This window comes from Herbiconiux sp. 11R-BC (genome assembly GCF_049472555.1).
Lineage (GTDB): Bacteria > Actinomycetota > Actinomycetes > Actinomycetales > Microbacteriaceae > Herbiconiux.
Genome location: NZ_JBCEBO010000002.1, coordinates 145,719 through 165,524, shown reverse-complemented (window position 1 = coordinate 165,524; position 19,806 = coordinate 145,719). Strand labels below are relative to the sequence as shown.

At 70.5% G+C, this 19,806-nt stretch carries 21 protein-coding genes; 14 read left to right on the top strand and 7 right to left on the bottom strand.

Annotated features, from left to right (window positions below):
• The first annotated feature begins 13 nt into the window (after nucleotides 1-13).
• Nucleotides 14-202, top strand: coding sequence for a twin-arginine translocase TatA/TatE family subunit (gene tatA / locus VD659_RS05930; RefSeq protein ID WP_423260207.1), 189 nt, complete (start codon nucleotides 14-16; stop codon nucleotides 200-202).
• Nucleotides 203-208: 6 nt separating this feature from the next.
• Complete coding sequence (locus VD659_RS05925) at nucleotides 209-1,219, top strand: sugar phosphate isomerase/epimerase family protein (protein WP_423260206.1); 1,011 nt, start codon at nucleotides 209-211, stop codon at nucleotides 1,217-1,219.
• A gap of 223 nt (nucleotides 1,220-1,442) precedes the next feature.
• Here VD659_RS05925 and VD659_RS05920 read toward each other — a convergent pair whose 3' ends face one another.
• Genes VD659_RS05920 through VD659_RS05910 form a run of 3 tightly spaced genes read right to left on the bottom strand, consistent with a single transcriptional unit; the run spans nucleotide 1,443 to nucleotide 4,538 of the window.
• Nucleotides 1,443-2,486 carry a DUF4432 family protein gene (locus VD659_RS05920; RefSeq protein WP_423260204.1) on the bottom strand — a complete coding sequence of 348 codons (1,044 nt, stop codon included), beginning with the start codon at nucleotides 2,484-2,486 and terminating at the stop codon, nucleotides 1,443-1,445.
• Complete coding sequence (locus VD659_RS05915; RefSeq protein WP_423260203.1) at nucleotides 2,483-3,463, bottom strand: class I mannose-6-phosphate isomerase; 981 nt, start codon at nucleotides 3,461-3,463, stop codon at nucleotides 2,483-2,485. The genes VD659_RS05920 and VD659_RS05915 overlap by 4 nt, the downstream gene beginning before the upstream one ends.
• Nucleotides 3,464-3,503: 40 nt before the next feature.
• On the bottom strand, nucleotides 3,504-4,538 hold the full coding sequence (locus tag VD659_RS05910) for a carbohydrate kinase family protein (RefSeq protein ID WP_423260202.1): 1,035 nt from the start codon (nucleotides 4,536-4,538) through the stop codon (nucleotides 3,504-3,506).
• 137 nt (nucleotides 4,539-4,675) lie between these two features.
• On the opposite strand from VD659_RS05910, the gene VD659_RS05905 reads away from it, so the two are divergent.
• Both VD659_RS05905 and VD659_RS05900 read left to right on the top strand, forming a co-directional pair.
• Complete coding sequence (locus VD659_RS05905) at nucleotides 4,676-5,521, top strand: class I fructose-bisphosphate aldolase (RefSeq protein WP_423260201.1); 846 nt, start codon at nucleotides 4,676-4,678, stop codon at nucleotides 5,519-5,521.
• Nucleotides 5,518-6,666, top strand: coding sequence for a Gfo/Idh/MocA family protein (locus tag VD659_RS05900; RefSeq protein WP_423260200.1), 1,149 nt, complete (start codon nucleotides 5,518-5,520; stop codon nucleotides 6,664-6,666). The genes VD659_RS05905 and VD659_RS05900 overlap by 4 nt, the downstream gene beginning before the upstream one ends.
• A gap of 24 nt (nucleotides 6,667-6,690) precedes the next feature.
• Here the strand turns inward: VD659_RS05900 and VD659_RS05895 are convergent, their stop codons facing one another.
• A complete protein-coding gene (locus VD659_RS05895; protein WP_423260199.1) occupies nucleotides 6,691-7,677 on the bottom strand; it encodes a LacI family DNA-binding transcriptional regulator in 987 nt (328 codons plus the stop codon).
• A gap of 192 nt (nucleotides 7,678-7,869) precedes the next feature.
• Here VD659_RS05895 and VD659_RS05890 point away from each other — a divergent pair, with 192 nt between their 5' ends.
• The 5 genes from VD659_RS05890 to VD659_RS05870 all read left to right on the top strand — a co-directional run bounded on the left by VD659_RS05890 (nucleotide 7,870) and on the right by VD659_RS05870 (nucleotide 12,562).
• Nucleotides 7,870-8,814, top strand: coding sequence for an alpha/beta fold hydrolase (locus VD659_RS05890; protein ID WP_423260198.1), 945 nt, complete (start codon nucleotides 7,870-7,872; stop codon nucleotides 8,812-8,814).
• A gap of 55 nt (nucleotides 8,815-8,869) precedes the next feature.
• Nucleotides 8,870-10,042: a sensor histidine kinase gene (locus VD659_RS05885; RefSeq protein WP_423260197.1), complete on the top strand. Its 1,173-nt coding sequence runs from the start codon at nucleotides 8,870-8,872 to the stop codon at nucleotides 10,040-10,042.
• A complete protein-coding gene (locus VD659_RS05880) occupies nucleotides 10,039-10,641 on the top strand; it encodes a response regulator transcription factor (RefSeq protein WP_423260196.1) in 603 nt (200 codons plus the stop codon). Before VD659_RS05885 ends, VD659_RS05880 begins: the two co-directional genes overlap by 4 nt.
• 233 nt (nucleotides 10,642-10,874) lie before the next feature.
• Nucleotides 10,875-11,918, top strand: coding sequence for a Fic family protein (locus tag VD659_RS05875; protein WP_423260195.1), 1,044 nt, complete (start codon nucleotides 10,875-10,877; stop codon nucleotides 11,916-11,918).
• Between the two features lie 140 nt (nucleotides 11,919-12,058).
• A complete protein-coding gene (locus tag VD659_RS05870) occupies nucleotides 12,059-12,562 on the top strand; it encodes a hypothetical protein (protein ID WP_423260194.1) in 504 nt (167 codons plus the stop codon).
• A gap of 26 nt (nucleotides 12,563-12,588) precedes the next feature.
• Here VD659_RS05870 and VD659_RS05865 read toward each other — a convergent pair whose 3' ends face one another.
• A complete protein-coding gene (locus VD659_RS05865) occupies nucleotides 12,589-13,368 on the bottom strand; it encodes an aquaporin (RefSeq protein WP_423260193.1) in 780 nt (259 codons plus the stop codon).
• A 144-nt stretch (nucleotides 13,369-13,512) separates the two neighbouring features.
• Here VD659_RS05865 and VD659_RS05860 point away from each other — a divergent pair, with 144 nt between their 5' ends.
• Both VD659_RS05860 and VD659_RS05855 read left to right on the top strand, forming a co-directional pair.
• Nucleotides 13,513-13,671, top strand: a complete 159-nt coding sequence (locus VD659_RS05860; protein WP_423260192.1) for a hypothetical protein — start codon at nucleotides 13,513-13,515, stop codon at nucleotides 13,669-13,671.
• A gap of 158 nt (nucleotides 13,672-13,829) precedes the next feature.
• Complete coding sequence (locus VD659_RS05855; protein WP_423260191.1) at nucleotides 13,830-14,096, top strand: hypothetical protein; 267 nt, start codon at nucleotides 13,830-13,832, stop codon at nucleotides 14,094-14,096.
• A gap of 47 nt (nucleotides 14,097-14,143) precedes the next feature.
• Here VD659_RS05855 and VD659_RS05850 read toward each other — a convergent pair whose 3' ends face one another.
• Nucleotides 14,144-15,100, bottom strand: a complete 957-nt coding sequence (locus tag VD659_RS05850) for a LysR family transcriptional regulator (RefSeq protein ID WP_423260190.1) — start codon at nucleotides 15,098-15,100, stop codon at nucleotides 14,144-14,146.
• A 61-nt stretch (nucleotides 15,101-15,161) separates the two neighbouring features.
• Here VD659_RS05850 and VD659_RS05845 point away from each other — a divergent pair, with 61 nt between their 5' ends.
• From VD659_RS05845 to VD659_RS05835, 3 genes are all read left to right on the top strand, one after another.
• A complete protein-coding gene (locus tag VD659_RS05845) occupies nucleotides 15,162-16,583 on the top strand; it encodes an MFS transporter (protein WP_423260189.1) in 1,422 nt (473 codons plus the stop codon).
• Nucleotides 16,584-16,588: 5 nt separating this feature from the next.
• Nucleotides 16,589-17,470: a 3-hydroxybutyrate dehydrogenase gene (locus tag VD659_RS05840; protein ID WP_423260687.1), complete on the top strand. Its 882-nt coding sequence runs from the start codon at nucleotides 16,589-16,591 to the stop codon at nucleotides 17,468-17,470.
• 78 nt (nucleotides 17,471-17,548) lie between these two features.
• Nucleotides 17,549-18,952, top strand: a complete 1,404-nt coding sequence (locus VD659_RS05835) for a pyridoxal phosphate-dependent decarboxylase family protein (protein ID WP_423260188.1) — start codon at nucleotides 17,549-17,551, stop codon at nucleotides 18,950-18,952.
• A 58-nt stretch (nucleotides 18,953-19,010) separates the two neighbouring features.
• Here the strand turns inward: VD659_RS05835 and VD659_RS05830 are convergent, their stop codons facing one another.
• Nucleotides 19,011-19,790 carry a polyprenol monophosphomannose synthase gene (locus tag VD659_RS05830; protein ID WP_423260187.1) on the bottom strand — a complete coding sequence of 260 codons (780 nt, stop codon included), beginning with the start codon at nucleotides 19,788-19,790 and terminating at the stop codon, nucleotides 19,011-19,013.
• Nucleotides 19,791-19,806: the final 16 nt, after the last annotated feature.

Sequence of the window (19,806 nt, the reverse complement as noted above, 5' to 3'; positions counted from 1 at the left end):
ATCGGAACCCCTCATGCTCGGAAATCTCACCGGATGGCACCTCCTGCTCATCCTGGCCGTCATCCTGCTGCTCTTCGGAGCGACGCGGCTGCCCGCTCTGTCGAAGAGCGTCGGCCAATCCTTGCGGATCTTCAAGAGCGAGACCCGCAAGCTCCACGAAGACGAGGCCGCCGGCGAGCAGCCGGTGAAGACGGAGGGCTGACGCGGCGTGAGTGACAGGCATCCGGTCACCCTGTTCACGGGCCAGTGGGCAGACCTGCCGTTCGAGGAGGTCGCGCGCCTGGCCGCGTCGTGGGGCTACGACGGGCTCGAGATCGCGGCATCCGGCGACCACCTCGACCTGCAGCGAGCGGATGAGGACGACGCATATCTCGCGTCGCGGCTCGAGGTGCTCGACCGGCACGGGCTGAGCGTGTTCGCCCTCTCGAACCACCTGGCTGGGCAGGCGGTCTGCGATGCGCCGATCGACTTCCGGCACCAGGCGATCCTGCGCCCGTACGTCTGGGGCGACGGCGACCAGGAGGGAGTGCGGCAGCGTGCGGCGGAGGACATGAAGCGCTCGGCGCGGGTGGCCCGCAAGCTCGGCGTCGACACCGTCGTGGGCTTCACCGGCTCCTCGGTGTGGCCGTACCTGGCGATGTTCCCGCCCGTTCCGGCCTCGGTGATCGACGCGGGTTACGAGGACTTCGCCACGCGCTGGAACCCCATCCTCGACGTCTTCGACGACGAAGGGGTGCGGTTCGCCCTGGAGGTGCATCCGGGAGAGATCGCCTACGACTACTGGACGGCCGTGCGCACCCTTGAGGCGATCGGCCACCGGGAGGCGTTCGGGTTCAACTGGGACCCCTCGCACATGATGTGGCAGAACATCGATCCCGTCGGCTTCATCGGGGACTTCCGTGACCGCATCTACCACGTGGACTGCAAGGACACCCGGCTCCGTCCGCACGACGGGCGCGCCGGGGTGCTCGGTTCCCACCTGCCGTGGGGCGACCCGCACCGCCGCTGGGACTTCGTCTCGACCGGGCACGGAGACGTGCCGTGGGAGGACGCGTTCCGGGCGCTGCAGGCGATCGGCTACGCCGGCCCCATCTCGATCGAGTGGGAGGACGCCGGGATGGACCGGATGCACGGCGCGCCCGAGGCCCTCGGGTTCGTGCGCTCGAAGCTGTGGCCTCTCCCCACAGCCTCCTTCGACGCGGCGTTCTCGAACCAGTGACGGGGCCGTCCCCTCATCCGTCCTCCGTCCCTCCGCCCGCCTGTCGCTCCTGCTACTCCCTCCGTCAGTTGAAAAACAAGGAGTTTCGGGSSGACACGCCGACCTGCGGAAGAATCAGCCGGCGTGYCCCCCCGAAACTCCTTGTTTTTGGATGAGGCGGTGGGGGGTGAGGTGAGGTGAGGTGTGGGTGGTGGATGGGGGGCGTCGAGTGGGGTCAGGTGGCTCAGGCCCGCGAGATCGCCTCGGTTGGGCCGACCGAGATGCGTACAGTGTGCGTGCGTGAGTGGCCGGGTTGCAGGACCGGGGCGCCGGCGTTCGGTCCCTCGCGGAGCGGGCCGAAGAGCGGCGCCGTGGAGGGCTCGATGCCCAGTGCCCACCGGCCACGCGTGGGGAAGACCCACTGGTGCAGATGCGGAAGCGTCGCAGCCGTCCACTCCACCACGACCCCGAGGTCGTGGGCCGAGCTCAGGATCGTCGCCCGCGCGAAGCCGTCCTCGTCGACGGCGACGCCCTGGTGCTCGAACACGGCCTCGGTCAGGGCGGAGACGGGCTCCGGCAGCACGGCCCAGTCGGGCACCTCGGGGTGCGGTGCGGAGGCGGTGACCCCGAGACCATCGATGGCGACCGAAGTCCCCGGGGCCACCAGGGGCGCGCCGAAGTTCACGTGGTACAGCAGGCTCAGCGGCGCGGCCTGCGGCCCGATGTTCGTGAGCACGTCGGTCACGGTGAGGCGTGACACCGCGCCCTCGGCGACCGCACGGATGCTGCGCCGCATCCGGAACGACGGGCCGAAGAGCGCGACGCTCTCGACGACCGCGCCGAACTGCACACCCCCGTGCTCGTCGAGCTGCCAGGAGACCTCGTCGGCGGGCAGGTGGCTCACGACCCCGTGCATCCCTTCGCCGTTGCCGGCTGCTCCGACGGTGCCGAAGCCGCACGTGGTCAACAGCCCGCCGGTGAAGCGCGAGAGCCATTCCGTGCCCGAGGGCGAGGGCAGCGCCCGGGCGTCGCGCACCGGCGAGAACCACGAGAGCGGGATGCCGCGATGCCAGGTGTCGCCGATGTCGAAGCCGCGGCCGGGCAGCACCTCGAACTCGAGGGAGTCGAACAGGCGGGCGGTCAGCATCCGTTCGGCCGCGGCGGTTCCCGGAGCGCCGTAGGACTCCTTGACCCCGGCCCACGGCCGCGGAGTGGCGAACAGCCCGTCGCGGTTCAGCGTCTCCGCTGTGGCGACGCGGGTCTCAGGCGTGCTCGGCGAGCCTGTCATGCGCGCGGCGGACGGGCGACGAGCGCCGAGCCCGAGAGGGTGAACGCTCCCGCGGCAAAGGGGACGAGCGTGGTGGAACCCGCGCGGAGCATCCGGGAGTCGCCAGAATCGACCGTCAGCCGTGCGGAATCGTCGAGCACGACCACGATGGCGAACCCCGCCGGGAACTCGCGCGCCCCCTCGATGCGGTCGAGGCGGAAGAACTCCTCGCCGCCGGTGGGAAGAGCGGCGCCGTGCCGCACGGCGCGCCGCACGAGCCCCTCGACCTCTGCGCCCGAACGGCCCCGGGTCTCCACGGCCGTGAGCGCGAGCTCGAAGCCCAGGCCGAGGTGGCCGTGCTTCTCGCCGTCGAGGTCGAAGCCCTCCCACTCCAGCAGGATGGAGAGGTCTTCGGGCTCCTGCACCTCGGCCAGCAGGATGCCGGCGCCGATCGCGTGCAGCACGCCGTGCGGCACGAAGACGCAGTCGCCCGGCTCCACCGCGATCGCGTGCATCAGCGCGAGCATCCCGGCCGAGTCCTGCGAGGCGACCAGCTCGGCGAGCTCCTCCGGGACCACCGCGCGGGTGAGGGCCAGGTGCACCACGCCCGGGCTCAGGATGTACCAGGCCTCCGCCTTGCCGTGCGCGGCCGAGATGTGCTCGCCCGCGAAGCGGCCGTCGGGATGCGCGTGCACGGGAAGCCGCTGGCCCGCGTCGAGCAGCTTGACGAGCAGCATCGTGTCGGCGCCGTACCGCTCCACGTGGGCGGGGCCGAGCCAGGCGGCCGGGTCGTCGGCGATCGCGTCGGCGAGGAGCCGGCCGTCGTCGAGCCGGGTCAGGCCCGCGGGGGCGTCTCCCCGCACGCTCGTGGTCGATCCCACCCAGTCCTCGGGGGTGTTCGGCGGCGACGGATGCTCGCCCCGGAACCGCGAGATGCGCTCGCCGCCCTGGTAGAAGCGGGCGAGGGGCTGGTTGGCCGGGAGCAGTATGGGGTCCATCGGGGATCCTCTCGTGGGCGGGCGTGGGGCCTGGGCGGGTTCAGTCCCCGAACAGGCCGGCGGTGGACGGTTCGAGGGCGAGCACGGCGGCGGGGGTGGCTCGGTTGCCGCTGATGATCGCGGCGGCGCAGGCGGCCGCGAGCGCTGCGGCCTGCCCGGGATCTGCGCCGCGGGAGAGCGCGAAGAGCAGACCGGCGGTGCTCGCGTCGCCGGCGCCGTTCGTGGTGACCGGATGCTCGACCCACAGCGGGGGAACGGTGAGAGCCTGATCGGCCCACACCTCGGCGACGGGCGCGAGCACGCCTCCGGCCGCGCGGAGTCGCTCCACCGACCCGGCGCGCAGGCGGAGCCCGTGCCGGCCGGCGGAGATCGCGACCACCGCGACGCCGTCGGCGAGCATCCGGTCGGCCAGGCGGTCGACCAGACCGGGCGAGTACGGTTCGTCGATCCGGAGCGCCGACACCAGATCGTCGACGCTCGGACTCGCGATGTCGCACTGTGCGAAGGCCGCGGTGAGCAGGGCATCCCAGTCGACGGTGCCGCTCGCCGACGACGGGTCGACGACGGCGAGATCGAGCGACGTGGTCACGCCCTCCGCTCGCGCTCGCGAGAGCAGGTCGACCAGGGGCCGTCCGTCCTGGGCCAGGAGCCCGGGCAGCAGGGTCGGGTATCCCAGGTGGAGGAGGCCCTGGCCGGTGATCTCGACGTCGGCGCCGTCGAACTCCTCGTTGGCGCCGGTGTGGTGCCAGAAGGTGCGGTCGATGCCGGGCTGCTCGAGCACCAGGCTGTAGGAGGTCGACCGGCTCGCCGAGACCGTGAGCCGGGGCGCCGCGAATCCTTCGGCGGACAGCCGGGCCAGGAGCAGTTCCCCCAGCTCGTCGTCGCCCACCGTCGCGAAGGGCGTGACCTCGGCCCCCAGGTCTGCGAGGGTCACGCCGGTGTTCGCGACGCAGCCCCCGAGCGACACCGCGAGCGGGCCGACCTCCACCAGCTGGCCGGGTTCCCATCGCGTCTGCTCGCTGAGTCTCGGGGTGACGTCGAGGCAGACATGACCCGCGACGGCGATCGTGTGCACGGAGCTCCCTTCGTCGGAGGACGGCGACGTGGCCTGTCTCCACTGCTAGACAACGTTATCTCGACGAGGCTACTCTGGCACAGAACCGGCCCGGAAGACACTGCGGCGGCGAGCGATCACAAGGAGAACGACGAGACATGTCCCTATTCCGGCTCAACAGGCTGTTCAATCCGCACTCCGGCAGGGCGCTCGATGTGGCGGTCGACCACGGCTTCTTCGGGGAGCCGTCGTTCATCACCGGGATCGAGGACATGGACTCGGTCGTCGGCACGCTCGTGCGCGCGAATCCCGACGCGGTGCAGCTCACTCTCGGCCAGGCGCGACTGCTGCAGAGCATCCCCGGCAAGCAGAAGCCGGCCCTGGTGCTGCGCGCCGACGTCGCGAACGTCTACGGCAACCCGCTCGACAGCCACATCTTCAGCCACCACGTACCGAACGCGATCGAGGAGGCCGTGCGGCTGGATGCCGTGGCCGTGTGCGCCAACCTGATGCAGCTCCCGGGGCGCCCGGAGATCCGTGAGGCGAACATCCGGTCGATCATGGCCCTGCGCGAACAGGCCACCCGGTTCGGGATGCCGCTCATGGTCGAGCCGCTCGTGATGCAGGACAACGCGAAGGCCGGTGGCGGCTACATGGTCGACGGTGACACCGACAAGATCGTCGCGCTCGTGCGTCAGGCCAAGGAGCTCGGCGCCGACCTGATCAAGGCCGACCCGACCGACGACGTCGCCGACTACGGGCGCGTGATCGAGGTCGCGGGAGACGTGCCCGTGCTGGTGCGGGGCGGCGGGCGGGTCGACGACCGCACCCTGCTGGAGCGGACCGTCGCCGTGCTGGAGCACGGCGCGAGCGGCATCGTGTACGGCCGGAACGTGGTGCAGCACCCCAAGCCCGCCGGCATCACGGCGGCGCTCCTGGCCATCCTGCACGAGGGCGCCGACGCGGATGCCGCCCTCGCGATCGTCGAGCGGAGTGCAGCATGAGCGCCAAGACCGTCACCGTCGCCATCATCGGCGCCGGGCTCATGGGTCGCGAGATCGCGGCGGCGATCCAGCGCTGGCCGGCCCTGATCGACCATCCCGTGCGCCCGCGATTGACCGCGGTCTGCGACATCAATGAGTCGGCGCTCGCGTGGTTCGACGAGATCGACACGGTCACGACGAAGGTCACCGACTACCACGAGCTCCTCGCCGACCCCGCGATCGACGTGATCTACGTCGCCGTGCGCCACGACCTGCACGAGCGCATCTACTCCGACGTCATCGCGGCGGGCAAGAGCCTGCTCGCCGAGAAGCCGTTCGGAATCGACGAGGCGGCCGCGCAGGCGATCCTGTCGGCCGTGGAGGCGCATCCGGAGAGCTTCGTACGCTGCTCGAGCGAGATGCCGTTCTTCCCCGGCGCGCAGCTCGCGATCGACTACGTGCGGAGCGGAGCGCTCGGCACCATCGTGGAGGCGCGCAACAGCTTTCTGCACGCGAGCGACGTCGACGTCACCAAGCCCATCGGATGGAAGCGCCAGAACCGCTTCTGCGGCGAGGCCGGGGTGCTGAACGATCTCGGCATGCACACCTGGCACGTGCCGTTGCGGCTCGGCTGGGCGCCCGAGACCGTCTACGGCGTGCTGCAGAACATCGTCACCGAACGCCCCGGGCCGGACGGCGTGCCCGTGCCGTGCGACACCTGGGACAACGCCGTGCTGCACAGCTGGGCGCGCCACGACGGGGTGCGCTTTCCGCTCACGACCGAGACCAAGCGCATCGACCCCGGGCAGAAGAACACCTGGGAGTTCGAGGCGATCGGCCTGGACGGCGGAGTGCGTTTCAGCACGAAGAACCCGCGGTCGGTCGAGGTCTTCGCGATCGCCGACATCCCCGGGGGCGGGCGTGAGCAGGTGTGGCAGCAGATCGACGTGGGCAGCCAGTCGGTGTGGCCCACGGTGACCGGCCCGAACTTCGAGTTCGGCTTCTCCGACTCCATCCTGCAGATGTGGGCGGCCTTCCTGGCGGAGCGCGAAGGACTGCTCGGCGACCGGTTCGGCTGCGTCACGCCCCAGGAGGCGGCGGCCACGCACGCGATCTACCGCGCCGCCATCCGCTCCGACGAGGAGGGTGCCGCCGTCGCCCCCTGACCTCCGCCGACGCCGGGCCGCGGGTCAGGGGCGCTCGGAGCCGCGCAGCACGAGGCGCGTGGGCAGAACGTGCGTCGTCGCTGCGACCGGATCGCCGGCGAGGCGGCGGAACACGATCTCGGCGGCGAGACGACCCATCTCCTGGATGTCCTGGCTCACGACCGACACCGCGGGGTCGCCGAGCAGAGCCGCCTCGAAGTCGTCGAAGCCGATCAGCGGAACCCGACGGTGCTCACGGAACGCGAGGAGGGCGCCGACGGAGGCGCGGTTGTTCGCCGCGAAGACGGCGTCGACCCGCTCGTCGCGCAGAAGGCGGCCGACGACGGCAGCGGCGTCCTCGCTCGAGTGGGCCGAGCTCGTGACGATCTCCTCGTCGACCGGGAGCCCCACCTCCGCGAGGGCCTGCCGATAGCCGGCGTGGCGCTCGCTCATCGTGTAGATCGAGAGGTCGTCGGAGACGAACGCGATCCGGCGCGCGCCGTTCCGCACGAGTTCGGCCACCGCGCTGCGGGCGCCGCCGGCGTTGTCGGCCAGGATGACGTCGGCCGCCGGGAAATCGACCGGCCGGTCGAGGAAGACCAGCGGGGGGATGGGCGGAGTCACGCTGCTCCAGTCCCGCCCGGCCTCCCGGGGAGGCACCACGATGAGCGCGTCGATGCGCTGTTCCATCAGCCGGTCGACGATCCGGTCGTGCTGCTGGCCGTTCTCGTCGGAGCTCGCGCTGATCACGAGGTAGCCGTGCTCCCGCGCACGGCTCTCGATCGCGCGGGTGAGCACCGAGTAGTAGGGGTTGGCGAGGTCGCTGATGACGAGCCCGAGCGTGCGGCTCGTCCAGCCGGGGCGGATGCTCGCGGCCGCGAGGTTGCGCCGGTAGCCGAGGGCGGTGATCGCGGCGGCGATGCGGGCGGCCATGGCCGGGTTGATGTTGGTCTCGCCGTTGACGAACCGCGAGACCGTCTTGAGGGCGACTCCGGCCTCACGAGCGACGTCGTTCATCGTGGGTGCAGCCATCGTTCCTCCTCCGCGCCCAGTCTCGCATGTGCCGTCTTCCGTGCTCGGCGCCGGTGCACCATGACATCCGCACCCATGACATCGGTCACGATGAAGCATGACAAGACGGCCCTTCTGCGCGTCCCCGGCATCCGCTGTGCTGGAGGAACCACCGCGCGAGCTCCGAGCCGCCCTCCTGGAAATGAGAACCCCATGCGGAGACCTCTGAAGATCACCCTGCTCACGATCGGCGCCGTCGTGGCGATCCCCGTGCTGCTGCTGACGACCACCTCGATCGTGAACGTCGTGGCCACCAAGTCCGATCTGGCGTCCATCGTCCCCTACGGAAAACTCCTCCCGGTCGACGGCCGGCAGATGAACGTGGTCGACAGCGGCTCCGGCGCCGAGACGATCGTGCTGCTGCCCGGCCTCGGCACCGCCGCGCCCGGCCTCGACTTCCAGCCCCTCGTCGCGGAGCTCGACGACAGGTATCGGGTCATCGCGATCGAACCCTTCGGCACCGGACTCAGCGATCAGACCGACGCGCCTCGAACCGCGGAGAACATCTCTCGGGAGGTGCACGAGGCGCTGCAGGAACTCGGAGTCGAGCGGTACGTGCTCATGGGGCACTCGATCGCGGGCATCTACGCCCTGGAGTACAGCAGGATGTACGCGGACGAGCTCATCGCCTTCGTCGGGATCGACAGCAGCGTGCCCGACCAGCCCGGTTGGGACGAACCCGTTCCGACCGACGGACTCGCCGAACTCCGTGACCTCGGAATCCTCCGCCTGCTGTCGGCGTTCTCGGGCGACTCCTACGCCGGGATGCCCTACGACGAGCACACCAAGGAGCAGATGCGCCTGCTGGCCACGAAGAACTCCACGGCGCCGACACTCCTGGACGAGATCGGGCACTCCGTCGCCAATTTCGCCTCGGTCAGCGGCGCGACATTCCCCGTCACGCTCCCGGTGCTGCTGTTCGTGGTGAAAGACGACGCCGAGGTCGCGGGCTGGGTCGGACTGCATGAACGCCAGGCCGCGAGCGTCGCGCAGGGGACGGTGATTCCCCTCGAGGGTGCGCACTATCTGCACCACACGCGATCCGCCGAGATCGCGCGCGACACCACGGCCTTCCTGGATGCCGTCTCGGTACGCTGACACCATGACGGACGGTCGACCGCGTACCTCCCGAAGCGCCGCGGATCTCCGGTGGATGCGCTGGTCGACCGCGGCGACGCTCGGAGCCCTCGCCCTCATCGGCGGGTTCCTGCAGCTCCTTCTGGGAACGGACGGCGCCGACGGCCTGCGCCTGGCCGCGCTCGTCGTCGCGACGATCGCCGCGGTCGTGCTGGCTCTCTCCGTCATCCCGCTGCTGCTGCAACCGGCAGTCGGCGCCTCGGCGCGTCACGGGCGTGTCGTCTCGCTGCTCACCGTGGCCTGCGTCACCTGGGCGCTCGCCCTGATCCCTCCGTTCGCCGGATGGGCGTGGGGCTTCCTGCTCGCCATCGCGGGGGGCCTGCTCAGCTGCATCGTGTACCGCTTCTGGAGTGCGGTCGTGCTCGCCACGACACTCGGGGCGATCGGGCTGGGTGGATCCCTGGCCTCGGTCGGGCCGGATGCCTTCTCGGTCGGTTCGCAGGCCGCTGCGGGCTCGGACCTCGTGGTCGTCAGCACGCTCGTGGTGATGACCTTCATGCCGCTGAGTGCGGTCTGGGCGCTTCGCGTCGTGCTTCGTCTCGACGACGCCCGCCGGATGGCGTCCGAGCTCGCCGTGGCCACGGAGCGCCTGCGGTTCGCCACCGATCTGCACGACATCCAGGGTCATCATCTTCAGGTGATCGCGCTGAAGGGCGAGCTGGCGGAACGGCGGCTCCACGCCGGGCAGCCGGCTCTCGCCGCTGCGGAACTCGCCGACATCCGCACCATCGCTCAGGCGGCACTCGAAGACACGCGTGCGGTGGTCAACGACTACCGCACCGTGACCGTCGCCGTCGAGGCGCGGAACGCCGCCGCGGTGCTGCGGTCGGCGGGCATCAGCTGCGAGGCGCGGATCGCCGTGCCGGATCTTCCGACGCCGGTCGGGGCGGTGTTCGCCCTCGCGATCCGTGAAGCCGCCACCAACATCCTCCGCCACAGCAGAGCGACCGTCGCGTCGCTCGAACTCGTCCGCACCGGGGCGGACGAATACCGTCTCACGGTCGCGAACGACGGCGCGGGGGCCACCCGGGCCGGCGGGACGGGGCTGTCCGGGCTCACGGAGCGCCTCGCGGCATGGCAGGGAACGGTCGAGGCCGGCCGCCGTGACGACACCTTCACCCTGGTGGTGCGGATCCCGGCCGGCGCCGAGCCGCACCGGGTCGAGGCCGAGGCGGGGGCCGAGCGATGATCCGCATCCTGATCGCCGACGACGAAGAGCTGATCCGCGGGGCACTCGTGGCCCTGCTCTCCCTCGAGCCCGACATCGAGGTGGTGGCCGACACCAGCGACGGCCGGGCTGCCGTCGACGCGGTTCGCGCACTCCGCCCCGATGTCGCCCTGCTGGACCTCGAGATGCCGGAGCTGGACGGGATCGAGGCCGCCGAGGAGCTGCGTTCCTGCGCGACGACGCAGGTCGTCATCGTCACCCGGCACGCCCGGCCGGGAACGCTGAAGCGCGCGCTCGCCGCGCAGGTGCGCGGCTTCGTTCCCAAGTCGACTCCCGCGGCCGAGCTCGCCACCATCATCCGCTCGGTCGCCTCCGGCGAACGCTACATCGATGCGAAGCTCGCCGCCGCAGCGTTGACGGAGGCCGAGAGCCCCCTGACCCTTCGGGAGGCCGACGTGCTCCGCCTCACTCAGGACGGGCTCCCCACGAAGCACATCGCGAAGGCCCTCGGACTCGCGCACGGAACCGTTCGCAATCACCTCTCCTCGGCGATGGCCAAGCTCCACGCCGACTCCCGGATCGCGGCCGCCGCCAAGGCGCACGACAGCGGCTGGATCTGAGGCGGGCTCCAGTCCTGCGCATCGGGAGGTAGCGCATCCTGTGCACGAGCCCCGAAGTCTCGTATCGATGTGCAAAGCGCCTTGCCATCTCGCTGGAACATGTAAGAAAAGCACCGAAAACTTTACATGTTTCCTCGATGTGGCAATAAAGTTCTCACGTGACATGGCGCGCTGATGTTCCGTACAACGACCTCCCTCCGATGCCTCCCGCTCCCGGCGTGGAGTCGATTCGCGTGCTCAAGTCGGCGATCGAAGCGCGCGCTGCACTGGCGGCTCTCGACCAGGCGATGAGGCGCATCCCGAATCCGCACGTCCTCATCAATGCGATTCCTCTTCTCGAGGCTCAGGCGAGTTCCGAGATTGAGAACATCGTCACGACGACCGACGATCTGTTCCGTTTCGCCGGCGACGAGAGCGCTGCGAGCGACCCGGCCACGAAGGAGACGCTCCAATACCGCGCGGCGCTCTTCGCGGGCTTCGCCGGACTCGCCACGAGACCGCTCTCGGTGAGTTCGGCGATTGACGTCTGCTCGATCGTCAAGCACCGGGAGATGCCGATCAGGTCGCGCTCCGGCACCTTCATCGGGAATCCGGTCACCCAGAAGGCTGTCTACACGCCGCCGGTCGGCGAGGCCGTCATCCGCGACAAGCTCACCAATTGGCAGGAGTTCATTCACGACGCGCGGGGCCTTGACCCGCTCGTGGTGATGGCGATCGCGCACTATCAGTTCGAGGCGATTCATCCCTTCGACGACGGTAACGGCCGCACGGGCCGCATCCTCAACATCCTGCTCCTCGTCGAAGCGGGAATCATCCAGCAGCCCGTGCTCTATCTATCCCGATTCATCATCGAGCACAAGGACGAATACTATGACCGGCTCCTCGCCGTCACGAAGGACGGCGAATGGGAGGAGTGGATCCTCTTCCTCCTGGAGGGCCTCCGTGCGACAGCTGTCTGGACGGTCAGGAAGATCGACGCGATCCATCACCTTCAGGAACGCGCGCGAGAGGCGATCCGTTCCGTGACCCCGGGCGGTCCGAATGCCGACCTCCTGGCCGTGCTGTTCGAGCAGCCCTACTGCCGCATCGCGAATGTCATGGGGGCCTGCGGGGTCTCGCGGCCTACAGCGACCGGATGGCTCAACTCGCTCGTCGCGAACGGGGTTCTCTCAGACGTGAAGGTGGGTCGGGAGCGCTTGTTCATCAACGTCGCACTCGTCACGCTGCTGACGCGGGCGGAGAGCGAAGGAGGAGAGGCGGAGCCGACGCTGTTCTGAGGCGTCGAATCGGGTGGAACTGTCGCGTCATGATTCGGGAGCGGCCGCGTCTTCTTCGGTGAGAGGCGCGGCGGCGGCATCCCCCAGCGGCCGCCGTGCTTCTCCCTGAGACGGCACACGGCACACGGATGGGCGGACACGTGAACGACACCTGGCGCGACGCGCAGCACAACGGCTACGGCGAGGCGGACTTCTCCGTGCCCTTCGATGACGAGGTGGGCCTCTCGGAGGTGCTGGGCGAGCGCGGGATGGCAGTCCCGCCGCGCGCCCCCGACGGGCGACGCAGCGCGGAGGCGCCGCCGGCGCACACCCGCATCTTCCGCGCGAGCGCGCTCCGGCTCCTCCCCTCGGTGTTCGGCGCGTTCTTCGACCGTCGCGAGGTGGTGACCCGCATCGAGGTGAGCGACGTCTGGGTCTACGCCACCATGGGCTGGCACCAGACCTTCCTCTGGCACCGGGGTCAGGTGCGCTTCGAGGTGGTGCCCGACAAGCGCACGCTCACGGTGGACAGCTTCGGCGAGAGCGTGGAGCTGCGGTGCCCGCATTTCTCGCGGGCGCTCATGGCGGAGCTGCACGGCGTGCTCGCCGACCGCGGCGCCGCGGCCCCCGGGGGGAACGGAACGGGCGCGCACCCACAGAGGTGAGCACGCGCCCGTGACCTGCGGAACGGTCAGTTCTGCGCGGGCAGCTTCTTGACGGTGTCGAACAGGAAGCGGTAGCTGAATCCGGCGATCAGCGCGCCCACGATCGGGAACACGATGAACACCCACAGCTGCGCCAGCCAGTCGCCGCCGCCGTAGACGGCGGTCGCGATCGAGCGCGCCGGGTTGAGCGAGGCGTTGTCGATCGGGATGGTGACGAGCAGCATCAGCGTGAGCGTGAAGCCGATCGCGATGGGGGCGAAGCCGGCCACGGCCCGAGCGTTCGTGACGCCGAGGATCACCAGGAGGAACAGGAAGGTGATGATGATCTCGGCCGCGATGGCCGAACCGATGCCGAAGCCGCCGGGCGAGTGCTCGCCGAAGCCGTTGGAGACGAAGCCGCCCCCGGTCGCGCTGTCGAGGAAGCCGGCGGGGCCGCCGGACGCGAGGGCGAACACCGCCGTGGAGGCCAGCGCGGCGCCTACGATCTGCGCCACGATGTAGGGCAGCACGCCGCTCCAGGCGAAGCGCCGGGCGGCGGCGAGCCCGAGGGTGACGGCCGGGTTGAAGTGACCGCCCGAGGTCGGGCCGAAAGCATAGGCGCCGATCATCACGGCGAGCCCGAGCGCGAGCGCGACGCCGAGGAATCCGACGCCGAGCGGGTTGCCGGCATCCTGCGCCCCGAAGAAGGCCGAGAAGGTACCGGTGCCGACCACGGCGAACACCAGCAGGAAGGTGCCCGCGGTCTCGGAGATCAGTTTGGCGAGGAGGGAGGGCTCGGAGGGTTCCGGGGCAGCAGGATACGACATGATTCAGTCCGATTCTTCGACGGCGAAAGAGGGGTGCGGTGCTGCGTGAGCGCTGCGAGTTCGCAGTGAGCGCTACGGCAGTCTTTAACCTAGTGGTTCGGCGTGGGCGCTTGGAATGTCGGAGGTGCGGCGCACAATGGCCTCATGATGAACCTCGAAACGTGTGAACGATGCGAAGGCTCGGGTGCCGACCCGATGCAGGCCCTGTTCGACGACGACGTGGTGCTCTGCGTGGAGTGCCGTGGCGATGGCGTGCTGGTGGCCGTCGACGTGGTCGAAGAGCGGATGCTGCTCTCCGCCTGAACGCGGTGGCCGCCTGCCCGTCGCGGCCTGCGCGGCGCGGCGGTCGATCCTTTTGCATCGTTCCTGAGCGGTGTCCACATGAAACGAACAGGTAACGAATCGCCCGGCGGGGTGCGCTTTCGTCACAATCAGGGGACGATTTTGGCAGGAGGGGAACGATGGCCTTCAATCACTACCGCCGCACGGCCCCTCGCGAGCCCGCGCCCGTCGCCGCGGGCGACTCGTCGGATCCCTACGCGGCCTACCTGAGCTGGGTCGCCCAGGGTCGCCCCTCGATGACGGGCCCCGCCGCCCGTCCCGAGCCCGGCACGGTGTTCGTGATGGATCACATCCAGGTGCAGGAGCTCGCGGGAACGCCCGTGATCGAAGCTCCGCCGTCGACCTGGAAGCGCCTGACCTCCGCTCTACGCCGGATTGCAAGCTGAGCCGGATCGCAAGCTGAGCCGGATCGCCGGCTGAGCCGCGCCCTCGGCTAAGCCGTGGCCGAGGCGCCCCCGAGAAGCGCGGCCGACATCGACGTGGTCTGTTCGCGCAGCGCCTCGACCACCGCGGCCACGGCGGGCTGTGCGAGCGAGTCGGGCCGCACGACCATCCAATAGGGCAGGCGTTCTTCGATCAGCTCCGGCAGCAGCCGCAGCAGATCGTCGTGCCGTTCCGCCATGAAGCAGGGCAGAAAGCCGATGCCGGCCCCGGCCCGCGTCGCCTCCACGTGCACGAACACGTTCGTGGAACTCAGCGAGTCCCGCATCCCGGGCACCAGCCGCCGGGGCGCGTCGAGGTCGTCGACCTGCAGCATCGAGTCGATGAAGTAGACGAGCGGATGCGTCATCAGCTCCTCGAGGCTGCGCGGTTCCCCGTGGAGGTCGAGGTAGGCCCGGGTCGCGAACATGCCGAGCGTGTAGTGCCCGAGCGGGATGGTCTCCGCCCGGTGGGCGGACGGCGTTCCGACCACCACCTCGATGTCGAGCCCGGAGCGGTGCTGGAGCGCGCGCCGGGTTGCGGTGATCAGCTCCACCCGCAGAAGCGGATGCGTGCGCTGGAGGCGCGCGATGGCGGGCGCCGCGATGAAGGCGCTGAACCCGTCGGTGGCCGACATCCGCACCACTCCGGAGAGCCGTGACCCGGGGCCGCCCGCGTCGAGCAGGCCCAACGCGGCCTCGACGCCCTCAGCGGCGAGCAGGGCCCGTCCGCCGAGCTCGGTGAGCTCCCAGCCACCGATCGTGCGGGAGAGCACGCGGCCGCCGAGATCGCGTTCGAGGGCCGCGATACGGCGGGCGACGGTGGTGTGGTTGAGGCCGAGCGTGCTGCCCGCCGTGGTGAAGCGGCCCGTGCGCGCGACGGAGAGCAGCACGAGCAGATCGTGCGGATCGGGCGAGCTCGACGAGGTCACATCTGCAATTATGCACATCGGGTACGCCGGATTAGCCATTGCAGCCACCCGAATGTGCACGAATACTCGGTGCAGTCAACGACGACGAACAGGAGGCACGATGAGTGTGAACGATCGAGTGCGCACCGGAACGACGACGGTGGGATCGCCAAGGCCCGGCGACGCCGCCGACGCCGACCGGGCCCCGCGGGGTCTCAAGCGGGTGGTCGCCGCATCGATGGTGGGCACCGTGGTCGAGTGGTACGAGTTCTTCCTCTACGCCACCGCCGCCAGCCTCGTGTTCGGCACCGTGTTCTTCCCGAATGCCGGAAGCCAGCTCGACGGCATCATCGCGGCCTTCCTCACCTACGCCGTCGGATTCGTGGCGCGCCCGCTCGGCGGCATCGTCTTCGGCCAGATCGGCGACCGCTTCGGCCGCAAGCAGACGCTGCAGGTCACGATCATCATGATCGGCGCCGCGACCTTCCTCATCGGCTGTCTGCCGGGGTTCGACACGGCCGGCTACTGGGCGCCGGCGCTCCTGGTGGCGCTGCGCTTCATCCAGGGCTTCGCGCTCGGCGGCGAGTGGGGCGGCGCCGTGCTGCTCGTGGCCGAGCAGAGCCCCGACCGATCGCGCGCCTTCTGGGCCAGCTGGCCGCAGGCGGCGGTGCCGGTGGGCAACCTCCTCGCCACCCTGGTGCTCCTGGCGATGTCGGCCCTGCTGCCCGCCGAGCAGTTCCTCGGCTGGGGCTGGCGGGTCGCGTTCTGGATCTCGGCGCTCATCGTTCTCGTGGGCTACTACATCCGCACCCACGTGACCGAGTCGCCGATCTTCGTCGAGACCCGCGCCGAGATGGAGGCCACCCGCACCGCTCGCCTCGGCGTCTTCGAGGTCGTGCGCCGCTACCCGCGCGGAGTTCTCGCCGCCATGGGGCTCCGGTTCGCCGAGAACATCCTCTACTACATCATCGTGAGCTTCTCGATCGTCTACCTCGTGACGGTGCACAAGTACAACACGAGCCAGCTCCTGCTCGCGCTGCTCATCGCGCACGCGGTTCACTTCGCCGTGATCCCGCAGGTAGGGCGCCTCGCCGACCGCATCGGCCGCAAGCCCGTGTACTTCGCCGGAGCGGTTCTGGGCGCCACCTGGGCCTTCTTCGCCTTCCCGATGTTCGACACTCTGAACCCGGTGCTGATCGTGGCGGCGGTGACGATCGGGCTCTGCTTCCATGCCCTGATGTACGCCGGACAGCCGGCGATCATGGCCGAGATGTTCCCGACCCGCATGCGCTACTCGGGGGTCTCGCTCGGCTACCAGGTGACCTCGATCGTTGCGGGGTCCCTGGCGCCGATCATCGCGTCGGCCCTGCTGCAGCGCTTCGGGTCGTGGCTGCCGGTGGCGTTCTACATCGTGATCGCCTGCGTGATCACCGCGATCACCGTGCTCACGATCCGCGAGACCCGCGGCATCTCCTTGCGCTCGGTCGACGCCGCCGATGCCGCGCGAGAAACGGCGACGGCGACGGCGAGGGTGCGATCGTGACCGCGATGCTCGGCTCGCCCCCGGTCACGGCCGCGCGGCTCGTGCCCGCCGGCGTCGCCCATCCGCTCGCCGGTCGCCGCGCCCTCGTCACGGGAGCGGCCGGCGGCATCGGGGCAGCGGTCGCCCGCGCTCTGAGCGAGCGGGGAGCCTCGGTCGTCGTGGCCGACGTCGACGCCCGCCGGGCCCAGCACGTCGCCGACGAGCTGTGCGAAGCGCGGGCCGCGGGCCACCCGGTGGACGGGGGGTCGGATGCCGGGCGGGGCCAGGAGCATCCCGCCGCTGTCGCCTGGGCCGTCGACCTGAGCGACGTGGCCGCCCTGAGCGACGCCCGGCTGGCGGAGCGCCTCGGCGACATCGACATCCTGGTGAACAACGCCGGCATCCAGCACATCAGCCCGATCGAGAGCTTCGACCCCGCGGCATTCCGGCGCATCCTGGCCCTCATGCTCGAAGCGCCCTTCCTTCTCGTGCGGGCCGCTCTGCCCGGCATGTACGAGCGCGGCTTCGGCCGCATCGTGAACGTGTCCTCGGTGCACGGACTTCGTGCCTCCGCGTTCAAGAGCGCCTATGTCGCCGCCAAGCACGGCCTCGAGGGCTTCTCGAAGGTCACGGCCCTCGAGGGCGCCCCGCACGGCGTCACGAGTGTCTGCGTGAATCCGGGTTACGTTCGCACTCCGCTCGTGGAGCGCCAGATCGCCCAGCAGGCCCAGGCGCACGGCATCAGCGAGGACGAGGTGCTGGAGCGGGTGCTGCTCGCGGAGAGCGCCGTGAAGCGGCTGGTGGAGCCGGGTGAGGTCGCGTCGCTCGTGGCCTGGCTCGCCTCGGACGAAGCGGCGATGGCCACGGGCTCGAGCTACCTCCTCGACGGCGGCTGGAGCGCGCACTGACCCTCGCGGCCGGCAGCACCTCGCCGCACTGATCGCGCGACCCTGTTCCTGAGCGCCCGCGGTGGCTACCCTCGAAGTGTGTCGGCCGACGAAGAGGCATACCGAGAGGCGCTGGACCGGGCGCGGGCCCACTCGCTGGAGTGGCTGGCGTCGATGCCGTCGCGCGCTGTGCGTCCGCGGGCGACGGCGGACGGGATCGCGGCGACGCTCCCGGCGGAGCTGCGCGACGGGCCCGCCGAGGCGGCCGAGGTCGTCGACGAGCTGGCGCGCTACGCCGAACCGGGCCTCATGGCCATGCCCTCGGGCCGCTTCTTCGGCTGGGTCATCGGGGGCACCCTGCCGGCCGCGCTCGCCGCCGACTGGCTGGTCAGCGCGTGGGATCAGAACGCCGCCATGCGCTACGCCACCCCGGCGGTCGCCGCCCTCGAGGAGCAGGCCGGTCAGTGGCTGCTCGAGCTGCTCGGCCTGCCCGCCGCCTCCGGAGTCGGCTTCACCACGGGCGGCACGATGGCAAACTTCACGGGCCTCGCGGCCGGGCGCCGGCACGTTCTCGAGCGCGTGGGCTGGCACGTCGACTCGGCCGGGCTCACGGGAGGTCCCCGCGTGCGCGTCATCGCGGGCGCCGAACGGCACGCGTCGGTCGACATCGCCCTGCGCTACCTCGGCCTGGGCCTGCCGACGGCGGTGGCCGCCGACGAGCAGGGCCGCATCCGTCCGGAGGCGCTCGCCGCCGAGTTGGAGGCCGGCGCGGCCGGCGGCTCGCCCGGCCCCGCCATCGTGGTGCTCCAGGCCGGCAACCTGCACTCGGGTGCCTTCGACCCGATGGAGGAGTGCATCCGCGTCGCCCACGCGCACGGTGCCTGGGTGCACGTCGACGGTGCCTTCGGGCTGTGGGCCGCGGCCAGCCCCCGCTACCGGGAGGCGCTCGCCGGCATCGAGCTGGCCGATTCCTGGGCGACGGATGCGCACAAGACCCTCAACGTGCCCTACGACTGCGGGGTGGCCGTCGTGGCGAACGCCGAGACCCTGCGGGCGAGCTTCACGGCCGAGACGAGCTACCTCGTGCTCGAGGGGCACGGCGTGAGCGACCCCTTCGAACGCGTTCCCGAGTTCTCGCGCCGCGCCCGCGGCGTTCCGGTCTGGGCGGCCCTGCGCTCGCTCGGGCGCAGCGGAGTGGTCGAGCTCGTGGAACGGCTGACGGACACCGCCCGGGCTCTCGCCGAGCGGCTCGGACGGCTACCCGGCGTCGAGATCCTGAACGAGGTCGTGTTCACGCAGCTCTGCCTGAGCTTCGGCAGCGACAAGCGCACCCGGGCGGTGACGCAGGCGCTCATCGACGACGGCGAGGTGTGGATGTCGGGCTCGCGCTGGCGCGACCGCGCGGTGCTGCGCATCTCGGTGAGCAACTGGTCGACGGATGCCGGCGACATCGCCGCCTCGATCGCGGCGGTCGAGCGCGCGATGGCCGCGGTCCCGGACTGACGCCGTCCCGGACTGACGCCGGACACTGCCTAGCCGGCCTGCCTGCGGCCGACCGGCCCTAGGCCGTCGGAGCCGTCCCGGTGGCGCCCGCCGGCGCCACGGCCACGAGCTCGCGGCGGCGTGCCCGCAGACGCCACGGCATCACCGCGGACTCGAGCTGCACCTTCAGGCTCATCTTCGAGGTGCCGTCGGCGCGTTCGACGAAGCGGATGGGCGTCTCGACCGTGCGCAGGCCCGAGAGCGAGGCGCGGTACCCCATCTCCACCTGGAAGGCGTAGCCGTTCGAGTGGATGGAGGGCAGGTGGATGGTGCGCAGCGCATCCGCCCGCCAGGCCTTGAAGCCGGCCGTGCTGTCCTTGATGCCCAGGCGCAGGATGGCCTCGACGTAGACGTTGGCCCCCCAGGAGAGCAGGCGCCGGTGCCACGGCCAGTCGGCGGCGACGGAGCCGCCCTCGACGTAGCGCGAGCCCACGACGACGTCGGCGGTGCGGAGCCGCTCGAGCATGGTGGGGATGACCTCGGTGGGGTGCGAGAGATCGGCGTCCATCTGGATGACGACGTCGGCGCCGGCCTCGAGGGCGGCCATCATGCCGGCGACGTAGGCGCGGCCGAGGCCGTCTTTCACCGCGCGGTGCAGCACGTGCACCGAGGTGTCGCTCGCGCCGATCTCCTCGACCACCTGACCGGTGCCGTCGGGGGAGCCGTCGTCGACGACGAGCACGTTGAGGCGGGGCACTCCGAGCGCGGACAGACGCAGGATCAATTCGACGATGTTGTCCCGTTCGTTGTACGTCGGGACGACGACATAGACGAGGGGGGAAGAGCTGGACACCGCCATATGCTATCCCGGACTC

What these genes read in the sequence shown, in the direction of transcription:
- tatA (WP_423260207.1), top strand. Translation starts at nt 14, where the DNA reads ATGCTCGGAAATCTCACCGGATGGCACCTCCTGCTCATCCTGGCCGTC.
- VD659_RS05920 (WP_423260204.1), bottom strand. Translation starts at nt 2,486, where the DNA reads ATGACAGGCTCGCCGAGCACGCCTGAGACCCGCGTCGCCACAGCGGAG.
- VD659_RS05915 (WP_423260203.1), bottom strand. Translation starts at nt 3,463, where the DNA reads ATGGACCCCATACTGCTCCCGGCCAACCAGCCCCTCGCCCGCTTCTAC.
- VD659_RS05905 (WP_423260201.1), top strand. Translation starts at nt 4,676, where the DNA reads ATGTCCCTATTCCGGCTCAACAGGCTGTTCAATCCGCACTCCGGCAGG.
- VD659_RS05900 (WP_423260200.1), top strand. Translation starts at nt 5,518, where the DNA reads ATGAGCGCCAAGACCGTCACCGTCGCCATCATCGGCGCCGGGCTCATG.
- VD659_RS05895 (WP_423260199.1), bottom strand. Translation starts at nt 7,677, where the DNA reads ATGGCTGCACCCACGATGAACGACGTCGCTCGTGAGGCCGGAGTCGCC.
- VD659_RS05890 (WP_423260198.1), top strand. Translation starts at nt 7,870, where the DNA reads ATGCGGAGACCTCTGAAGATCACCCTGCTCACGATCGGCGCCGTCGTG.
- VD659_RS05885 (WP_423260197.1), top strand. Translation starts at nt 8,870, where the DNA reads ATGCGCTGGTCGACCGCGGCGACGCTCGGAGCCCTCGCCCTCATCGGC.
- VD659_RS05880 (WP_423260196.1), top strand. Translation starts at nt 10,039, where the DNA reads ATGATCCGCATCCTGATCGCCGACGACGAAGAGCTGATCCGCGGGGCA.
- VD659_RS05865 (WP_423260193.1), bottom strand. Translation starts at nt 13,368, where the DNA reads ATGTCGTATCCTGCTGCCCCGGAACCCTCCGAGCCCTCCCTCCTCGCC.
- VD659_RS05860 (WP_423260192.1), top strand. Translation starts at nt 13,513, where the DNA reads ATGATGAACCTCGAAACGTGTGAACGATGCGAAGGCTCGGGTGCCGAC.
- VD659_RS05855 (WP_423260191.1), top strand. Translation starts at nt 13,830, where the DNA reads ATGGCCTTCAATCACTACCGCCGCACGGCCCCTCGCGAGCCCGCGCCC.
- VD659_RS05850 (WP_423260190.1), bottom strand. Translation starts at nt 15,100, where the DNA reads ATGGCTAATCCGGCGTACCCGATGTGCATAATTGCAGATGTGACCTCG.
- VD659_RS05845 (WP_423260189.1), top strand. Translation starts at nt 15,162, where the DNA reads ATGAGTGTGAACGATCGAGTGCGCACCGGAACGACGACGGTGGGATCG.
- VD659_RS05840 (WP_423260687.1), top strand. Translation starts at nt 16,589, where the DNA reads ATGCTCGGCTCGCCCCCGGTCACGGCCGCGCGGCTCGTGCCCGCCGGC.
- VD659_RS05830 (WP_423260187.1), bottom strand. Translation starts at nt 19,790, where the DNA reads ATGGCGGTGTCCAGCTCTTCCCCCCTCGTCTATGTCGTCGTCCCGACG.